The sequence below is a fragment of the Candidatus Villigracilis sp. genome (assembly GCF_057083605.1).
The window spans coordinates 50,684-71,375 of record NZ_JBXMTI010000048.1 but is presented as its reverse complement, the minus strand read 5'-3'; the positions used below and the strand labels follow the sequence as shown (position 1 = coordinate 71,375).

Here is a 20,692-nt window from a genome sequence, read left to right as displayed (position 1 = left end):
TTGGTGTCCGTTATGTTTAAAAAACGAATTTTAGAGGAGTATCATGAAAACAAAAAAAGGCATTATGGCTTTAATGGTTTTGGTATTTGCTTTGCTAGCCTGCCAGACCCCGACTCTCCCTGAACAAATTTTGCCAACGCTTGCAGTTGAGCCGGCAGTTACCACTGCGCCAGTGGACTCAAGCAGTGTGGTCAACCCGGCCGCGCAGCAGGAAAGCCTGGTTGTATTATATGAACAGGCAAGCCTTGGTACGGTTGCGATCATTACCGACCAGGGGCAAGGCTCTGGTTTTGTGTATGATGACAAGGGTCACATCGTAACGAATTTCCATGTGGTCGAGGGTGCCACCAATGTGGAAGTCCGTTTCAACTCAGGTTTCATGGCCTATGGCACTGTGATCGGAACTGATCTGGATTCGGACCTCGCAGTTATTAAAGTGGATGCCCCAGCCGATGAGCTTTTTCCGCAACCGCTCGGCGATTCAGACTTGCTGAAAGTTGGTCAGACCGTAGTAGCCATTGGTAACCCTTTTGGTTTGGAAAGCACAATGACCGTAGGCATTGTTTCAGCCCTGGGCCGTACATTGGATTCGGCTCACGCTTCACCGGATGGAGGCGCATTTAGCGCAGGTGACATCATCCAAACAGATGCTGCTATCAACCCGGGCAACTCCGGCGGTCCGCTCTTCAACATTGAGGGAGAAGTGATCGGTATCAATCGTGCCATCCGCACCACGAATTTCACCGAAAACGGTGAGCCCATCAATTCAGGGATCGGGTTTGCAGTCTCCATTAATATCGTAAAACGCGTCGTTCCGGTGTTGATCGAAACTGGCAAATATGATTATCCATTCTTGGGGATTTCATCCATGGATGCCCTCAGCCTTGAAATGGTGAATGCTCTTGGCCTGAGTCAATATACCGGCGCATATGTCACTGATGTTGTTTCGGGTGGCCCGGCGGATAAGGCCGGTATCAAGCCCGGAAGTACCCCCACCAATATCCCCGGCTTACTGGGCGGTGGTGACTTGATCGTTGCCATCGATGGGCGTGAGACCCGCACCTTTGATGATATGCTGGCTTATCTCATTACCAACAAAGGCCCGGGCGATACGATTGTTCTGAGTGTCCTGCGCGGCACCGAGAAAGTGGATGTATCTATTACGCTTGGTAAGAGGCCGTAAAGAGCCATCTGCAGATTTTGCAGATATGAACATGTCGCTGCGAGGCGTTCTTGTTTTTGCCGAAGCAGTCTCCTCAAAAGATGAGATTGCTTCGTCGGGAATGGCAAGAACCCTCCTCGCAATGACATATTGAGAATTTCGGAGGTTTTGTAATTGGCGGTATACTCGCGCAATGCAAAGCCAGTACATAGAAACGAATAACATAAAACTGCATGTAATAACCGATGGACCAGAAAACGGACCGTCGGTTGTTTTGTTGCATGGGTTTCCTGAATTCCATTATGGTTGGAGGAAGCAGATACCTGCTTTGGTCGATGCAGGGTTTCGGGTGATCGTCCCGGACCAGCGCAGATATAACTTATCTGACAAGCCGAAGGGTATATCCGCTTATAACGTGGAACTTCTTGCAAAAGATATCATTGGTTTATTTGATCACTTTGGGATTAAAGAAGCGAAGTTGGTGGGGCATGATTGGGGCGCAGTCGTTGCATGGACGATTGCTTTGAATCACCCGCAGCGGCTGGAGAAACTTGTCATCTTGAATGTGCCGCACCCGGATGTGATGGTGGATTTTGTTTTGAACAATAAAATACAACGCAGAAAATCCTGGTATGTGTTCTTCTTTCAGATTCCGTTGTTCGTGGAGTGGGTCCTCCGCAGGAATAACTTCCACGACTTTGAGCGGATGTTGGTTGGCTCGGGGAGAAGAAACACATTCACGCCGGAGAACCTGGTGGAATACAAAAAAGCCTGGTCACAGCCCGGCGCGTTGACAGGGATGTTGAATTGGTATCGTGCAGCAGTACAACTCAGTTTGAAATATTCTTTTCGAAGAAGGAATGATGCGCGGTGTGTAAAGGTCCCAACTTTGATGTTGTGGGGCATGCATGATGTGGCTCTCAGTCATGCAATGGTGGAGCCATCCATCAAGTTGTGCGACAACGGTGAGGCTGTTTTGTTCCATAAAGCCACACATTGGATACAGCATGAAGAAGCAGATGAAGTGAATAAAAGAGTGACCGAGTTTTTGAAGTAGTCGGGCCGAGGCGATATCATCCCCTTGCGGGACGCACTCCCAAACCCTTGAGGTAAATCCATGCCAATTTTTGCTCTTGTTTTGCTTTTCTTTTCCGCGTCCATGCATGCGTTGTGGAATTTTTTGCTTAAGAATTCGGATGAAAAATATATTGCTATGGGATGGCAGGTGATCTTGAGCGGAGTATTCTCCCTGGTATTCATTTTCTTCACTGGTTTGCCGCCCAAAGAAATGTGGTTCTTTGCAGTCATCAGTATGCTTCTGGAAGCAATCTATTTCATCCTCCTTTGCATCGCATACAGCGACCATGATTTTTCGCTGGTCTATCCGATTGCGCGCGGGGCGGCGCCGGCCTTGCTGGTTTTATGGTCTGCCATCTTTTTGCGCGAACAATTGACCACAGGCGGATATCTTGGCCTCGCCATGATCACAGGCGGCATGGTCGTGATCGGCGCGACGACGCTTTTGCAAAGCCAAGGGGAGAAGCCACATTTGAGAGGGATTCTTACTGCATTATCTGTAGCGTTAATTATTTCAATGTACACCTTCATTGACGGGACCGCCGTTAAGAACGGACCCGCTATGCCGTATGGACTATCCATGTTTGTGATGGTTCCGTTCGTAACCACGCCGTATCTCACAAGAAAATATGGCTGGAGTCACTTTGCAGATATGTGGAATAGAAAACGCGGATATTTATTATTGGGCGGCGTGTTGGGACTTGTAGCCTACATGCTGGCCTTATTCGCCTACACCTTTGCGCCGCTCAGTTATTCGGGTGCGATCCGCGAGGTGAGTGTGGTGATTGGGGCTTTTCTCGGGTGGAGATTCTTGAAAGAGGAAATGGGCGGGGTACGTGTAGTTGGGTCTGCGATTGTGTTTGCGGGGGTGATGGTGATCGCGTTGTTTGGGTAGGGCGCGATGTCACTGCGAGCGCAAGTGGCGGAGCAGTCTCCTGCTTACTTGAAGATTGCTTCGTCAGGGAAAGCACCCTCCTCGCAATGACATAGTCTGCTGAAGCACAGGAACAGGTTTCGGCTGGGTCTGAAGCGGCTCTTCATCAGAATGGTCCTTGCAAAATCGATAGACGGGCTCTTGGTTTGATGGCAAACCCTAAACGCGAATGCCGCGAATTTCACGAATTTCTCCGCTTTTATTCGCGCCATTTGCACATTCACGTAATTCGTGTTAAGAATTTCCTGACTTTGTAAAAGCTATGCTCTTCGTCCAAAAAGAGCATTTGAGGAAATTTGTCATAGCTTTCATCCGATTTACAGTTACTTTAAGCGGTTGCATCAACCCGCAAAAATGGGTAAGATAAGGATGCCATGATACGGATTTTGGCGCTGCGTCTTTCTGGCGTTCTATTGCCTTCCAGTCAGCAAGCCTGATGGGTACGCGTGTACCTATCAGGCTTTTTTCATCTTTTAATCTAATCAAGGAGTAAAAATGCAAACACCGTGGGAATATCGGTATGCGCACCGCATGCAAAAAATGGGAAGTTCTGTGATCCGTGAATTGCTCAAATTTACCGAGCAGCCGGATATCATCTCGTTTGCGGGAGGCTTGCCGGCACCTGAGGTTTTCCCGGTTGCGGAGTTTCATGAAGCATGTAACCGCGTGCTAAGCGACCATGGCGCGCAGGCTTTGCAATACAGCACCACTGAGGGATACCGCCCCCTGCGGGAGATGATCGCAAGACATACCGCGCGGTATAGTGTGCCGATCACAGGTGATAATATTTTGATCACCTCGGGTTCCCAACAGGCATTGGATTTTATCGGCAGGTTATTCATTAATCGCGGCGATTATATTGTGGTGGAATCGCCGACCTATCTTGGTGCATTGCAGGCCTGGAATGCCTATGGCGCACAATATATTTCCGTTCCCTCGGATGAAAACGGCATGATCGTGGATAAGCTGGAGGAAGCGCTTCGGATCGGACCGAAATTCATCTACATCCTCCCGAACTTTCAAAACCCGTCCGGTTCGACTCTCAGCCTCGAGCGCCGCCGGAGACTGGTTCTGCTGGCGGATCAGTATGGCGTGCCGATCATCGAAGACGATCCTTATGGTCAACTGCGTTACGACGGTGAGCATCTCCCTTCGGTTGTTTATCTGGATAACCATTTCCGCAACGATGGTGACGGCGAATACAGCGGCAATGTGATCTACTTAAGTACCTTCTCAAAGTTGCTCGCTCCCGGTTTGCGTCTGGCTTGGGTGGTCGCTCCGCCGGAGGTGATCCGTAAACTGGTGATTACAAAACAGGCCGCAGATTTGCATACCTCCTCTTTCAACCAGCATGTGGCTTATGAAGTGGCAAAAGGCGGATTTTTGGATGAGCATGTGAAAGTGATCCGCGCGACGTACAAGGAACGCCGCGATGTAATGCTCGAAATGATGGATGAAATGTTCCCATCAGAAGTGCACTGGACGAAGCCGCTGGGAGGCATGTTCCTATGGGGTATGCTGCCGGAGAATGTGAATGCAGCCGAGGTGCTGAAATCTGCCATAGAACGTAAGGTGGCATTTGTGCCGGGTGCGGCTTTCCATCCCAATGGCGGCGGCGAGAATACCATGCGACTCAACTTCTCCTTCTCTTCACCAGATACGATTCGTGAAGGTATCACACGCATGGGCACAACCTTGAAAGAGATTTTGAAAAAGAATGGACATAATGGGAACAAGTGAATAGTGGATAGTGATGTTGTAAATAATAAAGCGACTTATTGGAGTCGCTTTATTATTTACTCCCTTTACACACAAGTCATGAATCCCTGAGCGACAGCGAAGGGTCTCGATGATGATCTCAGAGATGCTTCGCTGTCGCTCAGCATGACACGATGAAGTGAGCTATTTACATCTACTCATCCACATACGGCACATAATCTGCGCGGGCAATGCCTTGTTTGATCGCCGTTTCTGCCACGGCACGTGCCACGGCATGATGAACTTTCTTATCCAACGGATTTGGCACCAGCTCACCGGGCGGAGTCATTTCTGCAATTGTTTTTGCGGCGGCTAGATACATTTCATGTGTAATGTGCGTGGCATAAGAATCCACTGCGCCGCGGAAGATACCGGGGAATCCCAAAACGTTGTTGACCGATTTTCCATCCGCTGCAAAAGCTGCGCCGCGTTCCATGGCAAGGTCAGGGTCGATCTCCGCATTCGGGTTTGATAACGCAAGAATGATCTGCCCCTTGCGCACCATTTCAGGCTTAATTAGATTCGGCGCCCCAGTCGTCGCAACCACGATATCGCATTTTTCCATGACCTCTTTTAAATTCGATTTGATACCTCCAGCCTTCTCAAATCGCACTAACGCATCTTGACTCAAGTCTGCGCCATAGACCGGGTTGCGAGTCAAACGCATCATCATCTGACCAATTGCATAGCCAGCCGCCCCAAGCCCGATCTGCCCGATAACTGCCTTGTTCAAGTCTGTGCCGGTTTCACGTGAGGCAACCATCATCGCCGCAGTGCAGACCACTGCCGTCCCATGCTGGTCATCATGCATGACGGGGATGTCAAGCATCTTTTGTAATCTTTCTTCGATCTCAAAACAGCGCGGCGCGGATATATCCTCCAGTTGTATCGCGGCAAATGTGGGTGCAATGGCAGCAATCGCAGCCACGATCTCATCCGGGTCCTTTGTGTTCAGCAAAATTGGAATCCCCGAAAGTCCCACCAGTGTTTCCATCAACATGGCTTTGCCTTCCATCACGGGCATCCCTGCCAGCGGACCAATATCCCCAAGCCCAAGCACTGCCGTGCCATCGGTAACAATCGCCACCATATGGCTGATGCTGGTATACAACCTAGCCTGTAATGGGTCTTTGGCAATCCGCAAACAGACTTCTGCTACGCCGGGCGTATACACGCGCCGCAACGTTGTCAGCGATTCGATCGGATAGCGTGAACGAATCGCGATCTTGCCTTTCTGATGAAGCTCCAGAACTTCGTCGCGCACTTCGATCACTTTCGTGCCTTCGTTGTTCCGCATGGCTTCCAAAACCGCTTCGAGGGATGTTTCATCCTCGGCAGTGATGGTGATATCGCGCACCACGTTTTGAGTTGTTTCCGTCAAAAGTACGATACTGCCAGTACTCCCGCCCGCTTCAGCAATGGCGGTCAGCAATCTTGCCAGCACGCCTTTTTTCTGTGAATTACGCACGCGTACCTTGCGCATGATCTTTCGTTCCCAAGCCATACATGCCTCCTTATGATTTCACATTCATTTTAACGCGAATAATGTATATCCCCTAGTTGTGTCATGCTGAGGGTGTTCTTCCCGAAGCATCTCTATTACGGCGTCCGAGACCCTCACCTGCACCGAACGCAGGTACGGTGTCAGTCGCAATGAACGCTCCTTCAGGGTGACATAACAAAGATAGTGTGTAAAATAGAGCCATGCCCTCTACTCTCCCCATCCTAAGAACCCGCCGTGAACGCAGGTTTGAGCAACAAAATAAAAGATCAGCGCAGGCACGCGGAATGATCATCAGCGGGGGCATTCTTGTTTCGCTTCTTCTGGCCGTAGTCATCATCATTGGTGCATTCGCTTATGCCGATGTCACTCGCGAACTTCCATCCACTGAAATTCTGCCTCGCTTATTAAACCCGCCCAATGGTTTGCTTTTACAACCCACACGCATTTATGACCGCATGGGTTTGCAGCTGCTCATCACTTTTGCACCGAATGATTCACCGCGCCGTTATATTCCCGTCAATGAACAAAACCCGCAGCATATTCCTGAAAGTCTGGTCGATGCCGTCATTGCCGTTGCCGACCCGCAGTTTCGTATTCATTCTGGCTATGCCATTCAAGGTTATGACGATCCTGAACTTCACCCTACCATTGCGCAAAAAATCGTCAGTGGGCTGATGCTTTATAACGAACCGCCTTCACTGCGACGTGCCATTCGTGAGCGCATCCTTGCAGCGCAGATCACTGCGCAATTCGGGCGCACCCAGATCATCGAATGGTATTTGAACAGTACAAATTTCGGGAACCATGCTTACGGTGTGGATGCCGCTGCCCAACTTTATTTTGACAAGCCTGCCTCCGAACTCACACTGGCCGAGTCTGCCATCCTTGCCGCTGTGAGCGAAACGCCTGCGCTCAATCCGCTGGATGCTCCACAAGTGGCGTTGCAGCGCGGACGCGAAGTGAACTATATTTTGAATGAGCTTGGACTGGCGAGTAACGAAGCGACAGCGATTGCATTAGCGGAGACTCCGAAGATGCAGACGACGCCTCCGACTCCGCCGAAAATTGCCCCTGCTTTCGTGAACCTGGTCTTATCCCAATTAGACTCGCAAATTCCGCGTGAACGAATCGAACGAGGCGGATTGACCATCATCACAACATTGGATTATGAACTGCAGAAACAAGCCACTTGCGTTACGGAAGTGTATGCAACTCGCATGGCAGGCTTGCCCGAACCCGAAGCCGACTGTGACTCTGCGCGGTTGTTGCCGTCCCTGCCGCCTACTGTCACATTTGCGGATTCATCCGCAAGCGCGCTGATCCTAGACCCGAATACAGGCCAGGTATTGGCGATGGTGGGCGAAACCAATCAAGGTGTGGAAACTCCTCTTGTAAGCGCACACAGGCCCGGGTCCAGTTTGGATGCGTTTGTCTATTTGACGGGATTCACGCGGGGCTTGAGTCCAGGCTCGTTAACGTGGGATATCCCCGGTAACGAAATCATTCAAAACTTTGATGGCGAATATCATGGCCCCATGCGATTAAGAATCGCTTTGGCGAACGATTATCAAATCCCTGTTGAAATTTTGAAAACGCAAATGGGAATTGAGAATGTGACGAAGATCGCTTCGTCGTTTGGCATTGATCTGAATGCAGATGTTTCCATGCTTGAACTTGCGGGCGCGTATGGTGTGTTCGGAACTCAAGGTGTGTATTTTGGTCAGAACATCCATGAGGAATTTTTGCCGGTGAGCGTGCTGCGGGTGGAAGGCGCGGATCATGTGATGCTGTTGGATTGGTCTCTGCCGCAGGCGCAAACCGTTGTGACTCCCGCGATGGCATATTTGATGACTCATGTTTTGAGCGATGAAACCGCGCGCCTACAATCTTTGGGTGGGACGAACACGCTGGAAATTGGCAGGCCCGCAGGTGTGAAGGTTGGGCAAACCTCCGATGGGCGCGATGCCTGGGTGGTCGGGTTCACGCCATCTTATGTGGTGACAATATGGACCGGTGCACGCGGTGAAACCTCCCTTTCATCCCCCCTTGAGGGGGGACAGTGGGGGGTAACTCCGCGTTTCCCGGCAGTGTTGTGGAATGCCTTGATGAAAACTGTTTCCGAAGGCGAACCCACAGATGGTTGGACAATACCGCAAGGTGTGGCCGCTATGACAGTTTGCGATCCTTCGGGAATGCTGCCCACGCGTGAATGCCCAAATTTGGTAACAGAAGTTTTCCTGAATGGCAGTGAACCGACCCAGGTAGATAATATGTTCCGCGAATTTTCTGTCAATCGTGAAACCGGCCTGCTTGCCACAGTGTTCACGCCGCCAGAATTAATTGATACCCGTGTGTATATGCTTGTCCCTGAGAATGCGCGAGAGTGGGCGCAGAGTGCAGGCCTGGATATTCCCCCAACTTCTTATGATGCCATTCAAGCCCCACCTGTTAACCCTGTTGCGAACATTACCTCCCCACAATTATTTGCGGATGTGAATGGCATTGTGCAAATCATTGGGACTGCTACTGGAGATGGATTTTCCTATTATCGTGTGCAGGTTGGTAAGGGGTTGAATCCGCAGGAATGGATTCAGTTAGATTCAGATGTAACCACACCAATTGAAAATGATGTGCTTGCGGAATGGGATACTACAGGATTAAGTGGATTGTATGCCGTGCAATTAGTCGTTGTTCGGGCCGATCAAGTAGTTGATGTGGCGGTGATTCAAGTAACAATTAGCGATTAGAAATTCGCAGAAACTCGACATTAAAGCGGTAATCAAGAGCAAACTTTAAGTGTACCAAAACAATTTGGAGAAATGATAACCATGTTTGCCAAACGTATTGCATTGTTAAGTCTGATTATTGGTCTGGCTGGATGTAGTACAAACCAACCATTATCCACACCTGCCCCTACATTACCTCATGCGACAGCCACAGACTTGCCAAGTCTGAAATATCAGCTAACCTATGTAGCACCGTTTGCGTCAGATTTTATACAGTATCAAGGCATATTTGCTGTGGATGTTCAATGCGTGGATAAAGAAACACTTTGCTTTGGTACACCTCAATTGTTGTTAAAAATACCAAAACAACCTAGCAAAAATCCTCGCGGGCCCTATGGCGAAATCTTAACTTATGGGTGGTCTTCAGATGGAAAGAAGATAGCATTTTCCGCCGCTGGCGTTGATGAAAGATCCGATGTTTTCATTTCAGAATGGAATGGCGAAAATGTGAAAAATGTTACAGCGAGCCCCGAGTCTGAGGACTCTCCATCGTGGTCAATCGACAATAAACTTATATATACAGTTTGCGATGGAAGATGTCGTGCTGTTATCTCAGATGAAAATGGGAAAAATCCTACTGCCTTTCCATTTAGCTCAGTTGTGGGCTTTTCAACGTGGATGCCAGATGGAAAGCAAATACTCTTTGTAGGTGGGGATGACCAATCTGTTTATCAGATTTACACTGCCAATGTTGACGGCTCCGATGTGAAGCAGATTACCCATACAGTGGAAAACAATATTATCGAACATGCATCCACAGACGGGAAATTGATTTTCTTCACCCGCTCGCAAACTTACATACATAACAACTTCAATTCCAATATTTTCTCAATTGACGTTGAGGGAAAGGTTGAAAATTCTATTACAGTGGACAGGGAACTTATTTCAGTCAACCCTTCGGCAGCTCCATTTGGAAACTGGCTTGCATTTGTACAAGGTCGAGAAAGATACAACATATTTGTCGCAACTTTTGATGGAAAGGAAATATTTCGAGTTACGAAAGGCGAGGAGAATAAAGGGTTTCCCGAATGGAGGCTCGTAGTTAATCCATAGAGTTTTCATAAAGTCGGCTCTCCACTTGATCCAAAAATTAAAAGCAGACGGCGGTTAGTATAACCACTAACCACCGTCCTAATTGCTAAAAGCTAATTGCCAACAGCTATCGGGCTAATACCTTCGCCATGTGGAAGTATTCCATATTGACCTTGCGTTTATTGCTGATCACATCGAAAAGCGGAATGAAATCCACCCCTTTGCCTTTGAGGCCGGTCATTACGCCGTGCGTACCTTCGACCAATGCTTCTACTGCTTTCACACCCATGCGGGATGCCAGCAGACGGTCATAGGCAGTCGGTGAGCCGCCGCGCTGAATGTGACCCAGAATGGTCATGCGTGTTTTGAAGCCAACATCGAGATCGTCAATGCGCTGCGCCAAATCCGTGGTGCGGATGCCTGATCCTTCCGCGTTGATGATGATGGCGTGAGTCTTGCCTCGTTGGTAGGCCTCCTCCACAGACATGGCAACTTCATCCACTGTGATCGGCACCTCGGGGATCAAAGCTACCTCCGCCCCGCAGACAATGGCGGCCATCACTGCGAGGTAGCCGCTGTTACGTCCCATGGTTTCGATCAGGAATGCGCGTTGATGGGAGGATGCTGTATCGCGCAATTTATCCACGGCTTCCATGATGGTATTCATGGCCGTGTCTGTGCCAATGGCGATGTTCGTGCCCCAAATGTCATTATCGATGCTACCGGGAATGCCAATGACCTTCACCCCTTTTTGTGAAAGCGCATACGCGCCATTCATCGAGCCTTCGCCGCCGATCACGATCAACGCGTCCATGCCCACTTCATTCATCTTGCGGATGGCTTCCCGCTGACCGGTTGGCTCCATGAAACGCTTGCTTCTACTTGTAAGTAATACTGTCCCACCGCGCTGCAAAATACCGCCCACATCGCGTGCACCCATGGGGCGAAATTCACCATTGACCAATCCTTCGTATCCATGCATGACGCCGATGACTTCCATGTTATTTGCCAATGCAGTCCGCACTACGGCGCGGATAGCAGCATTCATACCGGGCGCATCGCCCCCGGAAGTAAGCACCCCTATTGTAAATTTTTCTGCCATCTAAATTTCTCTCTTAACCTGAAATGTATCAAAATCACGTGCCACTACTGTATTCGGAAAAACGGATTGCGCTTCTGCAAGCACATCCTTTCCGCGGTAACGGCGCGAAATATGCGTAAGGATCAGCTTCTTAACCCCGGCTTTGATGGCGAGTTCCGCACCCAACCGCGCGGTGAGATGTGAAAACTGTTTTGCCATTTCCTCTTCTTCATCCAAATAAGTGGATTCAATAACCAAAGCATCCGCATCTTTGCAGACCTCGAGCAGGTTGTCTGTTTTACCGGCATCCCCCACAACGACGAGTTTACTGCCCTTTTCCCAGTCACCCAGCACATCGTTCGGTGAGATGCGTTTGCCATCGGGCAGGGTAATTTCTTTTCCAGCAACCAGGTCACGGCGTTCGGGTCCGAACGGGACTCCAAGTTCATCCGCTTTGCTTGCCAGGAATGGACGGCGCGCTTTTTCCTCGAACAGGTAACCCAGACAATCCGGCCCACGATGTGAAACAGAAAACGCAGTGACTGTGAAATCATCCGCTTCAAAGACGAGGCCAGGCTTGATCTCAGTCAATTTCAAAGGCATGGGAGGTTGGTTACCGCGCAACACTACATCATAAAGAAGGGTTCGCACGCGCTCCAGTGTGGAACGCCCGCCGAAGATCTCAAGCTCTTCAATGGCTTCCCATCTTAAGAATGTAGAAAGTAATCCACCGAGGCCAAGGATGTGATCGAGATGCCCGTGAGTCAGTAATATGCGCGTGAGACGTTTGAACCCGATACCGGATTGAAGGATCTGCCGTTGTGTGCCTTCACCGCAGTCAATTAGAAACCGATACTCGTTGTGAGAAACGATTTGCCCCGAAAGTCCGCGGTTTGCAGATGGCGCGGATGCAGATGTGCCAAGAAAAAGGATTTCGAACAAGGTTGAGTCCTTACAATGGGTGATCGCAGAAAGAAAAACCGTGTCCGCGAATTTACGCTAATCCTCGCCAATCTTTTTAAAATTCGCGTGAATTCGCGAAGATTAGCGGAAAAGATAAATGGTTAGCTTATTTATAGAGCCAATAGCCTTGCAATTGTACCTCAAAGAAAACAGACCATTTGTGCTATAATCTTTTTTGAAAAATAGAGTAAATAAGTAAACACGTAGACAAGTAGACATATTGATTACGAGTACGCGATACTAATCGTAAATCGTCAATCAAAAATCGTAAACTGTAATGCCTCTCCTCAAACCATCCACCACTTCTAAAAAAAATACTAAACATGTGGGCAAGACCCTCCCACCAAAAAAAGGAGGATCGCCGCGCAATAAATCTGCGCAGCACCATGCTCCGCCTATTCATCGTGAACCTTCATGGTGGGAAAATCTCTCCGACGAACGCAAGCTGGATGTTGTCGGCATCATCCTTGCATTTATTGGCATCATCATTCTTTTGGGGTTAATTTCAGCCAACCGTTCCGCCATCATCGGCGGCGCCATATTTTTCCTTTCACAAATTTTTGGCTGGGGAGTCTACATCCTTCCGCTCGGCTTGCTCATCTTCGGCCTTTGGCTGGTCTTCCGCAAGATCGAACGCATCCCCCCCCTCACTCTCGAACGCGCCATCGGCAGTGTCATCCTTTTCCTTTGGCTGCTCACCGTTTTACACGCCTTTGTCGCAACCGCTGAAACCGCCGAAGCCATTGCACTCACAGGTGCAGGCGGCGGCGCACTCGGCGGACTCTTCTTACGCGTGTTATGGGGCGGGCTTGGCGGCGGCGGGACATTCATTGCATTGTTCGCCTGGCTCATCATCGGCATTGCAGTCACGTTGGATAAACCCGTTACGGAATTATTTTTCTGGCTCGCACCGTTGACTATAAAAATTCGTCAGTTGTTGAATAAGCCTATCGCGCCTCCACCTCCGCTCTTTCCTGTTCCTGCCCCGACAGATGATTTCACGCCGATAGATTCCTCCGCCATGCCTCATGTGACAGCTTCTGCTGTTCCCGCTCAACCTATTCGCACAACCAGCGGCCCGGCTGTCATTCAGTGGAAATTACCCAACGTCGGCGATATCCTTGATTCAGGCAATACACCAGCCATCAATGAGGAATTCATCCAACAGAGGGCACGATTAATAGAGGAAACCCTCGCCTCTTTTGGCGCACCAGCGCAGGTAGTTGCGATCAGCCGCGGGCCATCGATCACGCAGTTCGGAGTGGAGCCGCTATTTCTTGAGTCTAGAGGCGGCGTGCGGACGAAGGTCCGCGTGAGCAAGATCGCATCCCTCTCTGATGACCTCGCGCTTGCATTGGCCGCGCCGCGCATCCGCATTCAAGCGCCGGTGCCGGGCCATAGTTATGTGGGCATCGAAGTTCCGAATGAAGAGATGGCGATGGTGGCCCTGCGCGATATTTTGGAAGGCGAAGTTTATAAGAATAATAAGAAGCCACTCAACTTTGGCCTGGGGCGTGACGTGGGTGGGCTTCCCATCATTGCTAGCTTGGAGGGCATGCCGCATTTGTTGATCGCAGGGACAACGGGTTCTGGTAAATCTGTATGCGTCAATTCCATTCTCACTTGTTTGCTGCTTTACAACACGCCTGATGATGTGCGCCTCGTATTGGTTGACCCAAAGCGTGTGGAGCTAACCGGTTACAACGGCATCCCGCATTTGCTTGGACCTGTTGTCGTTGAAATGGATCGCGTGATCGGCGCATTGCAATGGATGACTCGCGAAATGGACAAACGTTATCACCTGTTCGCGCAGGCTGGTTCGCGCAACATCATTGACTACAACGCAAAGATGAAATTACAGGGGCAGAAGAAACTGCCGTACCTCATCATCATCATCGATGAACTGGCAGACTTGATGATGATCGCTCCCGATGAAACCGAAAAGACCATTACACGCCTCGCGCAACTGGCACGTGCCACCGGTATTCACATGATCCTTGCCACGCAACGTCCCTCAGTGGATGTAGTGACTGGCCTCATCAAAGCAAACTTCCCCGCGCGTATTGCTTTCGCTGTTGCCTCTAATACAGACAGCCGCGTGATCCTCGACCAGCCCGGCGCAGAGAGATTGCTTGGGCGCGGCGACATGTTGTATCAAGCCCCGGACGCTCCCGCGCCGGCGCGCTTGCAGGGTGTATTCGTTTCAGACCATGAAATTCAAAACCTGGTGGAATACTGGCGTTCGCAGGCGGGCGGAGGTAGTTCCTATGCAGTGGCCGGCACGCCCGCTGATTCTGTCCCCGAGAATGTTCCGCTTAAGCAAACGCCTTTATGGGAGGAGATGAAAAAAGTGGATGGCGATCCGCTATTTGGGGAAGCCGTGGCAATCGTCCGCAAAGAGGGGCGCGCCTCTGTCTCCATGCTTCAAAGAAGACTACGTATCGGCTATACGCGCGCTTCCCGTATTGTGGATATGATGGAAGATAAAAAGATTGTCGGCCCACCGGAGGGCGCCACCCAAATGCGCCAGGTGCTGGATTATGGGTCAACCGCGCCGCCAAAAGATGATGGGATGTAATTTAAGAGGATTGCTGTGAGATGCAATCCTCTTATTTTTTACAACTTTGAAAAGTATAAAAAAGCATTTGTGATGCATAGTATAATCTCAACGATATTTCCCTCGGAGGAAAAATGACCGAAAAGAAGATTCGTGTATTGGTTGCCAAACCCGGCTTGGATGGACATGACCGCGGCGCAAAGGTTGTGGCGCGTGCCTTGCGTGATGCCGGCATGGAAGTAATCTACACCGGCTTGCGCCAGACTCCCGAAATGATCGCCGAAGCTGCCCTTCAAGAGGATGTGGATGTGGTGGGCTTATCCATCCTCTCCGGCGCGCACATGGCGTTAACTCCGCGCGTGATGGAATTGCTCAAAGCCAATGGTCAAACTCACGTCAAGGTTTTTATCGGAGGCATCATTCCCGATGAAGACCTGTCTCGTTTAAAAGAAATGGGAGTAGCCGGCGTTTTTGGCCCCGGCGCCTCCACCGAGGACATTGTTCGTGATGTTCAAACGGCAGTTGCAGGGTAGTCTGCCTAACCCTACACAGAGCGAGAGGCTCTGTGTATTGTTGTTAAGCGCTTCCGTAGGGCGGGTTTGTAACCCGCCATCGCCCGTGATTTCAAGAAATGTCAGGCTGCAAGCCTGACCTACCAAATTTATTCATGTAAATTTTATGACCTACTCCCAATCAGTTCTTAACGGTGATCGTCTTGCACTAGCGCGCTTGCTTACACAAGTGGAAAACAACGCGCCGGAAGGACGAACTGCTTTAGTTGAATTATTCCCACACACTGGCAAGGCACATCTTATCGGTGTGACAGGTGCGCCGGGTACCGGCAAATCATCGCTGGTGAATCAGCTTGCGCTGCATTATCGCAAAGTAGAAAGCAGGCGCGTGGCAATCGTGGCGGTGGATCCATCCAGCCCATTCACGGGTGGCGCAGTTCTCGGTGACCGTGTTCGTATGCGCGATCTTTCCGGTGACCCTGATGTGTTCATCCGCTCTATGGCAACTCGTGGATCATTGGGCGGGCTGGCCCAGGCCACTGCCAATATGGTGCAGGTTTTTGACGCGGCTGGTTTTGATACTATCATCATCGAAACAGTTGGCGCGGGCCAGAGTGAAGTGGATGTTGCCCGCCTCGCGCATACAACTTTGGTGGTGGAAGCGCCCGGCCTTGGTGATGATATTCAGGCCATTAAAGCGGGTATCCTTGAGATCGCGGATATTCTTGTGATTAACAAGGCAGATAGGCCCGGCGTAGAAAATACCGAGAAGGCGTTAAAGTCGATGCTGGAATTGGCGCATCCAACGGAACGAGTCTTCAGGCATCACGCCTCAACCATGCGGACAATTGCTCCTGTACAAGATTCATCTGCCTCGCTGATGTGGATTCCTCCGATCCAAAGGACAGTTTCCACTGAAGGCAAGGGAATCGTGGAAGTGGCAGATGCCATTGCGCGGCATGTGGTGTACCTCCGTCAGAGTGGCGGATGGGCCGTTCGCGAGCGAGCCAGGCTCGAGGTCGAGTTGGAGGCGTTGATGCGTGAGGCGTTGTGGAATCAATTCCATGAAAAAGTCCCGCAGGAGAAATATGAAGGCGTGCTTGAAAAGGTCATCCAAAGAAATGTTTCGCCGTGGGAAGCGGTGCAGGAATTAATGAACGGCAGGTATAAATGAGCATCATCTATGGTGAACGTGTGCGTTTGCGCGCAGTGGAGCGCGAGGATGTAAATCTGTTTTATGAATGGGTGAATGACCCTGATGTGACTCGCGGCCTCGCGCTTTATTTGCCAATGTCCATGGTGGATGAAGAGAGCTGGTTCAATTCACTTGCAAAGCGTGATCAAAAGGAAAAACCTCTTGCAATTGAAGTGCGCAAGGGAAAGAAATGGAAGCTGATCGGCAATTGTGGCGTGTTTGACTTCGACCCTGTGAATAGCTGTGCCGAGCTTGGAATTATGATCGGCGATAAATCCGAATGGAACAAAGGTTATGGCTCCGAAGTGATGACCCTGCTTCTGCGCCATTGTTTCGAGACCCTGAACCTGAATCGCGCATTTTTGCGGGTCTATACCGAAAATATCGGCGCCGTACGTTCCTATGAAAAGGCTGGCTTTGTGTTGGAGGGACGCCTGCGTGAAGCGGTTTATAAATCTGGGAAGTATGATGATATCCTGATCATGAGTGTGCTGCGCTCTGAATGGATATCTCGCACGAAGGAGAAGTAGGGTATGCATCATATTAATCACGATCTGAAAGTCTACGGTGGGATTAAGCTTTTTGCGGGCAGCGGCGCGCCTGAACTGGCGCAGAAGATATCGGATTATCTCGGACAGCCATTGAGCGGGCGCGAGGTGATCGAGTTCCCGAACGAAAATATTTTTGTGAAGCTGAATGGAAGCGTGCGCGGGCAGGATGTATATGTAATTCAGACCACGTCATCACCCGTTCACCGAAATTTGATGGAGTTGCTGATTATGATCCAGACCCTGCGTTTGGATTCGGCGGCGCGTATTACAGCAGTTGTGCCGTATTTGTGTTATGGCCGTTCGGATAAAAAAGACCAGCCTCGCGTACCGATCACTGCACGCTTGGTGGCAGATATGCTCGAAGTGGCTGGCGCAGACCGCTACATGACTCTTGATCCACATGCTGGGCAGGTGCAGGGATTCTTCTCGATCCCCGGTGATGTTCTGACTGCGTCACACCTGTTGGTAGAGCACATCAATAAAAATATCCGCCCGAACATGCATGACCCCGTTGTGGTTTCCGTAGACTTGGGCTTTGCAAAGAAGGGGCGCAACTATGCGGCGGATATGGATATGCCGATCGCCTTCATTGAAAAACGACGGATCGGAAATGAGGCCAAAGCGGAGGCGTTGACCTTGATTGGTGAGGTGAACGACCGCGATGTGATCATTGTGGATGATGAAGTTGATACCGGCGGTTCCATTGCCCAGGCTGTGGAGGTGGTGAAGCAGAACGGCGCGCGGGACGTGTATCTTGCCTTCGTTCATGCCATCCTCTCAAGTGATGGCGCAGAACGGCTGGCAGCCCTGCCGATCAAGCAGATCATTACCACTGACACCGCGCCAGTTTCAGCCGAGAAAATGAAATACCTTGAAGGACGCATCACTGTGCTCTCCGTAGATTCGTTATTGGGCGAAGTGATCAAACGCGCGCACGAAGGCCGCTCAGTTGGAGAGATGTTCAACGAATAATAATATGTCGCTGCGAGCGGCTCTTCCGCGAAGCAGTCTCCCAATAACAGGAGATTGCTTCGGGCAAAGACCACCCTCGCAATGACATAAATATCATATGCCCGAACTCCCTGAAGTTGAAACCATTGCACGTGGAATAAAACCAGAACTGGTCGGCGCCACCATCCTTTCTGCTGACCTGCTGTGGGCGCGCACGCTTGCAACTCCCTCTGCAAAAAAATTCAAGGAACAGGTGCGGGGGCAAAAGATCAGGGATGTGACGCGGCGCGCGAAGTTTCTTGACATTGCATTACAAGATTACCATCTGCTTATTCATCTGCGCATGAGTGGGGATATAATTATCAGGCAAAGTAAAACCGAGCCTGAAAAACATGACAGGCTCCTGCTGAACCTTTCGAACAAAAAATATCTTGCCTTCAACGACACCCGCAAGTTTGGGCGTGTGTGGTTTACCGATGAGCCTGAGAGTGTGTTCGCAAAACTCGGCCCTGAGCCTCTCGAAAGCGGATTCACGCCCAAATGGCTGTTTGAGAATCTGCGTAAACGCAAACGCCTGCTCAAGCCGCTGCTGCTGGATCAGACTTTCATCGCCGGGCTTGGTAACATTTACACGGATGAATGCCTGCACATGGCGAAACTTCACCCGCTTGCGTTGTCGGATGCTGTTTCACAGAAGCAGGCCCAGGCTTTGTATGAAGCGATCCAGTCGGTGCTTATGGAAGGCATCCGCCGCAACGGTGCCAGCATAGACCGGGTTTATCGCGGCGGTGAATATCAAAACCATTTCCGTGTGTATGGCCGCGAAGGAGAACGATGCCTTGTCTGTGGTACAGAAATACAAAAACTCACGGTTGGTCAACGCGGTACGCATGTTTGTCCGAAATGTCAACGTTTGAGGTAATACTATGCCAGAAGGATTTACTCTTACTCCAATTCTGATTCCGCTTGCAGCATTGATCTTAGGCTGGGTGATCGGCTTTTTCGATTCCAACAATCGTACTGCAAAGAAAATAAAGGAAGCCGAAGCCCGCGCAGAACATGCTCAAAAAGATGCGGAGCGGAAGATTGCGCAAGCCGAACAACATCTGGCACATAACGTTCAGGCTACGCCCGATGACCCCGGCTTGCTGCGAATCAAAAATGAAAATGGACATGCCGTTGTTGAAATAGATGGAACGCCTGTCAGCGGCGCATTAACTCCTGATAAAAGAAAACGCTTGATCGATCTGCTCACGGTCCTTCGACCATACCTCGAAGGCGGAGGGACTCAACAGCCTGCCCCTGCCCCAAAGCCTGCCGCGCCTCCTCCCACGATGATGCCTGCCCAGACTCCTTCTTTATCATCCTTCCCAAAAGAGCCGCCCGTGCACCGACCCATTTCACGTCCGCTGCCTCCTGAGCCTGTTAAACCAGTTGAGCCATCTCTGGGTACGATCTTCTCACCTCCAAAGAAAACTGTTGAGGAAAGACCTTTTGCATCCCTAAGCATTGTGGGACAGATCGATTCCATTTTGCAGTCACGACTGGTGGATACTCCGCTTGCAGGGCATGGGATTCGCCTTGTAGAATCAGCCGAAGGCGCAGTAGAAGTTTATGTAGGCCTGCAAAAATTCTCCAGTGTAGATGAGGTCCCAGATCAGGCCATCAAAACAGCCATCCGTGCTGCCATTGCGGAATGGGAAGAGAAATATACGCCGGGGTTATAGGATTTTGAGTCTGGTTTGGCTTGCCTTAAATCACTCCCACAACTTTATTCCTTTTTATATCTCGCTGATAGCACTGGGCAATGAATGTCTGCCGCGATCTCCGCAGTGACATTGGGCGCGTAGAATTGCCTCAGTGCATGTGAACTATATAGCGAGCCCATGCAGAGCAGATCGTAACTTCCCTCTTTAACTTCAGCCAAAATTTCCTCCACCACATTGCCCTGGCGCGCTTTTACGTTGGCGGTCAGCCCATCGTTTTTGGCGATCTCCATTGCCTGGCGCAGGCTCCGCCCAACTGGAGTATTTGTATCCTCAAGGGTCTGCCAGTGTTCACTCACGGTCTTTGCGGTGGGATAGTTCATATCAATTGGAGGGACAACATGAAGCAAAGTGATCTCGGCGCGGCTTTTCATTGCTATTTGCATGGCGATATGTTCCGCGTTTACTTCGTAACCCAGCCCGCCAATGCAGATCAATAGCTTGTTCAAGGGAAGTTTTGCCACAGGCACATAAAGGATCGGCTGTTCGATCTCTTCCATTAAATGACGGATGGAACGTCCCGATATCAAACGGCGAATCTGCGGACGTCCCAAAGGCCCGATCACACTGATGAATTCACCTTCCTTCGCCTTGAGCGGGATGATTTCCTCCGCGTTCCCGTTCTCGACTTCGAGTTTATATTCCACATGGTTTTGTTGAAATAATTCCACAGCGCGCGCGAAGACATCCTCCAAAGGGTGGTGGTCATCTATCGCCGCAGGACTCAGCTTCTCGGTCACGCCCAGAAGCGTAACTTTCATTTGCAGGTTGGCAGCGAGCCACGTCCCATATTCAATGGCTGGCAATGTACCTTTATATCCGTTGGTTGCGATTAATAGTTCAGGTTGCATAATGAATCTCAC

Annotated in this window: 17 protein-coding genes; 13 read left to right on the top strand and 4 right to left on the bottom strand. The window is 50.3% G+C overall.

Translation table 11 applies throughout. The features are described 5' to 3' along the window. Positions 1 to 43 precede the first annotated feature (43 nt). The 4 genes from AC14M5_RS07955 (at position 44) to AC14M5_RS07940 (ending at position 4,913) form a co-directional block, all read left to right on the top strand. The gene (locus AC14M5_RS07955) at positions 44 to 1,183 is read left to right on the top strand and encodes a S1C family serine protease (protein ID WP_484029115.1); all 1,140 of its coding nucleotides are present in this window, start codon (positions 44 to 46) and stop codon (positions 1,181 to 1,183) included. Between the two features lie 172 nt (positions 1,184 to 1,355). After that, positions 1,356 to 2,219: an alpha/beta fold hydrolase gene (locus AC14M5_RS07950; protein WP_484029114.1), complete on the top strand. Its 864-nt coding sequence runs from the start codon at positions 1,356 to 1,358 to the stop codon at positions 2,217 to 2,219. Between the two features lie 60 nt (positions 2,220 to 2,279). Then, positions 2,280 to 3,134: an EamA family transporter gene (locus tag AC14M5_RS07945; RefSeq protein ID WP_484029113.1), complete on the top strand. Its 855-nt coding sequence runs from the start codon at positions 2,280 to 2,282 to the stop codon at positions 3,132 to 3,134. A 534-nt stretch (positions 3,135 to 3,668) separates the two neighbouring features. After that, on the top strand, positions 3,669 to 4,913 hold the full coding sequence (locus tag AC14M5_RS07940) for an aminotransferase-like domain-containing protein (protein WP_484029112.1): 1,245 nt from the start codon (positions 3,669 to 3,671) through the stop codon (positions 4,911 to 4,913). Between the two features lie 172 nt (positions 4,914 to 5,085). Here AC14M5_RS07940 and AC14M5_RS07935 read toward each other — a convergent pair whose 3' ends face one another. After that, positions 5,086 to 6,435, bottom strand: a complete 1,350-nt coding sequence (locus AC14M5_RS07935) for an NAD-dependent malic enzyme (RefSeq protein ID WP_484029111.1) — start codon at positions 6,433 to 6,435, stop codon at positions 5,086 to 5,088. A gap of 200 nt (positions 6,436 to 6,635) precedes the next feature. Between AC14M5_RS07935 and AC14M5_RS07930 the strand changes: the two genes are divergently transcribed. Next, entirely contained in the window at positions 6,636 to 9,182 is a 2,547-nt protein-coding gene (locus tag AC14M5_RS07930; RefSeq protein ID WP_484029110.1) for a transglycosylase domain-containing protein, read from the top strand. Positions 9,183 to 9,263: 81 nt separating this feature from the next. Next, the gene (locus tag AC14M5_RS07925) at positions 9,264 to 10,274 is read left to right on the top strand and encodes a TolB family protein (RefSeq protein WP_484029109.1); all 1,011 of its coding nucleotides are present in this window, start codon (positions 9,264 to 9,266) and stop codon (positions 10,272 to 10,274) included. 106 nt (positions 10,275 to 10,380) lie between these two features. On the opposite strand, the gene pfkA is transcribed toward AC14M5_RS07925, so the two are convergent. Both pfkA and AC14M5_RS07915 read right to left on the bottom strand, forming a co-directional pair. Further along, on the bottom strand, positions 10,381 to 11,355 hold the full coding sequence (gene pfkA / locus AC14M5_RS07920; RefSeq protein ID WP_484029108.1) for a 6-phosphofructokinase: 975 nt from the start codon (positions 11,353 to 11,355) through the stop codon (positions 10,381 to 10,383). Continuing rightward, positions 11,356 to 12,276: a ribonuclease Z gene (locus AC14M5_RS07915; RefSeq protein WP_484029107.1), complete on the bottom strand. Its 921-nt coding sequence runs from the start codon at positions 12,274 to 12,276 to the stop codon at positions 11,356 to 11,358. Between the two features lie 298 nt (positions 12,277 to 12,574). On the opposite strand from AC14M5_RS07915, the gene AC14M5_RS07910 reads away from it, so the two are divergent. The 7 genes from AC14M5_RS07910 to AC14M5_RS07880 all read left to right on the top strand — a co-directional run bounded on the left by AC14M5_RS07910 (position 12,575) and on the right by AC14M5_RS07880 (position 19,790). After that, the gene (locus AC14M5_RS07910) at positions 12,575 to 14,875 is read left to right on the top strand and encodes a DNA translocase FtsK (RefSeq protein WP_484029106.1); all 2,301 of its coding nucleotides are present in this window, start codon (positions 12,575 to 12,577) and stop codon (positions 14,873 to 14,875) included. Positions 14,876 to 14,988: 113 nt separating this feature from the next. Next, positions 14,989 to 15,387: a cobalamin B12-binding domain-containing protein gene (locus tag AC14M5_RS07905; RefSeq protein WP_484029105.1), complete on the top strand. Its 399-nt coding sequence runs from the start codon at positions 14,989 to 14,991 to the stop codon at positions 15,385 to 15,387. 145 nt (positions 15,388 to 15,532) lie between these two features. Further along, on the top strand, positions 15,533 to 16,540 hold the full coding sequence (gene meaB, locus AC14M5_RS07900; protein WP_484029104.1) for a methylmalonyl Co-A mutase-associated GTPase MeaB: 1,008 nt from the start codon (positions 15,533 to 15,535) through the stop codon (positions 16,538 to 16,540). Continuing rightward, positions 16,537 to 17,091: a GNAT family N-acetyltransferase gene (locus tag AC14M5_RS07895; RefSeq protein WP_484029103.1), complete on the top strand. Its 555-nt coding sequence runs from the start codon at positions 16,537 to 16,539 to the stop codon at positions 17,089 to 17,091. The genes meaB and AC14M5_RS07895 overlap by 4 nt, the downstream gene beginning before the upstream one ends. A 3-nt stretch (positions 17,092 to 17,094) precedes the next feature. Beyond that, positions 17,095 to 18,084, top strand: coding sequence for a ribose-phosphate diphosphokinase (locus AC14M5_RS07890; protein ID WP_484029102.1), 990 nt, complete (start codon positions 17,095 to 17,097; stop codon positions 18,082 to 18,084). Positions 18,085 to 18,181: 97 nt separating this feature from the next. Further along, positions 18,182 to 18,985 (top strand): bifunctional DNA-formamidopyrimidine glycosylase/DNA-(apurinic or apyrimidinic site) lyase, encoded by an 804-nt coding sequence (mutM, locus tag AC14M5_RS07885; RefSeq protein ID WP_484029101.1) that lies wholly within the window; start codon positions 18,182 to 18,184, stop codon positions 18,983 to 18,985. Positions 18,986 to 18,989: 4 nt separating this feature from the next. Next, positions 18,990 to 19,790, top strand: coding sequence for a hypothetical protein (locus tag AC14M5_RS07880; protein WP_484029100.1), 801 nt, complete (start codon positions 18,990 to 18,992; stop codon positions 19,788 to 19,790). Between the two features lie 44 nt (positions 19,791 to 19,834). On the opposite strand, the gene AC14M5_RS07875 is transcribed toward AC14M5_RS07880, so the two are convergent. After that, positions 19,835 to 20,680, bottom strand: a complete 846-nt coding sequence (locus tag AC14M5_RS07875) for a universal stress protein (protein ID WP_484029099.1) — start codon at positions 20,678 to 20,680, stop codon at positions 19,835 to 19,837. Between the last annotated feature and the right edge of the window lie 12 nt (positions 20,681 to 20,692).

Bases quoted from the DNA above. Each gene is read 5' to 3' on its own strand.
- AC14M5_RS07955 (WP_484029115.1), top strand. From the start codon at position 44: ATGAAAACAAAAAAAGGCATTATGGCTTTAATGGTTTTGGTATTTGCT.
- AC14M5_RS07935 (WP_484029111.1), bottom strand. From the start codon at position 6,435: ATGGCTTGGGAACGAAAGATCATGCGCAAGGTACGCGTGCGTAATTCA.
- mutM (WP_484029101.1), top strand. From the start codon at position 18,182: ATGCCCGAACTCCCTGAAGTTGAAACCATTGCACGTGGAATAAAACCA.
- AC14M5_RS07925 (WP_484029109.1), top strand. From the start codon at position 9,264: ATGTTTGCCAAACGTATTGCATTGTTAAGTCTGATTATTGGTCTGGCT.
- AC14M5_RS07905 (WP_484029105.1), top strand. From the start codon at position 14,989: ATGACCGAAAAGAAGATTCGTGTATTGGTTGCCAAACCCGGCTTGGAT.
- AC14M5_RS07950 (WP_484029114.1), top strand. From the start codon at position 1,356: ATGCAAAGCCAGTACATAGAAACGAATAACATAAAACTGCATGTAATA.
- AC14M5_RS07910 (WP_484029106.1), top strand. From the start codon at position 12,575: ATGCCTCTCCTCAAACCATCCACCACTTCTAAAAAAAATACTAAACAT.
- AC14M5_RS07940 (WP_484029112.1), top strand. From the start codon at position 3,669: ATGCAAACACCGTGGGAATATCGGTATGCGCACCGCATGCAAAAAATG.
- AC14M5_RS07880 (WP_484029100.1), top strand. From the start codon at position 18,990: ATGCCAGAAGGATTTACTCTTACTCCAATTCTGATTCCGCTTGCAGCA.
- AC14M5_RS07895 (WP_484029103.1), top strand. From the start codon at position 16,537: ATGAGCATCATCTATGGTGAACGTGTGCGTTTGCGCGCAGTGGAGCGC.
- AC14M5_RS07875 (WP_484029099.1), bottom strand. From the start codon at position 20,680: ATGCAACCTGAACTATTAATCGCAACCAACGGATATAAAGGTACATTG.
- pfkA (WP_484029108.1), bottom strand. From the start codon at position 11,355: ATGGCAGAAAAATTTACAATAGGGGTGCTTACTTCCGGGGGCGATGCG.
- AC14M5_RS07930 (WP_484029110.1), top strand. From the start codon at position 6,636: ATGCCCTCTACTCTCCCCATCCTAAGAACCCGCCGTGAACGCAGGTTT.
- AC14M5_RS07945 (WP_484029113.1), top strand. From the start codon at position 2,280: ATGCCAATTTTTGCTCTTGTTTTGCTTTTCTTTTCCGCGTCCATGCAT.
- meaB (WP_484029104.1), top strand. From the start codon at position 15,533: ATGACCTACTCCCAATCAGTTCTTAACGGTGATCGTCTTGCACTAGCG.
- AC14M5_RS07890 (WP_484029102.1), top strand. From the start codon at position 17,095: ATGCATCATATTAATCACGATCTGAAAGTCTACGGTGGGATTAAGCTT.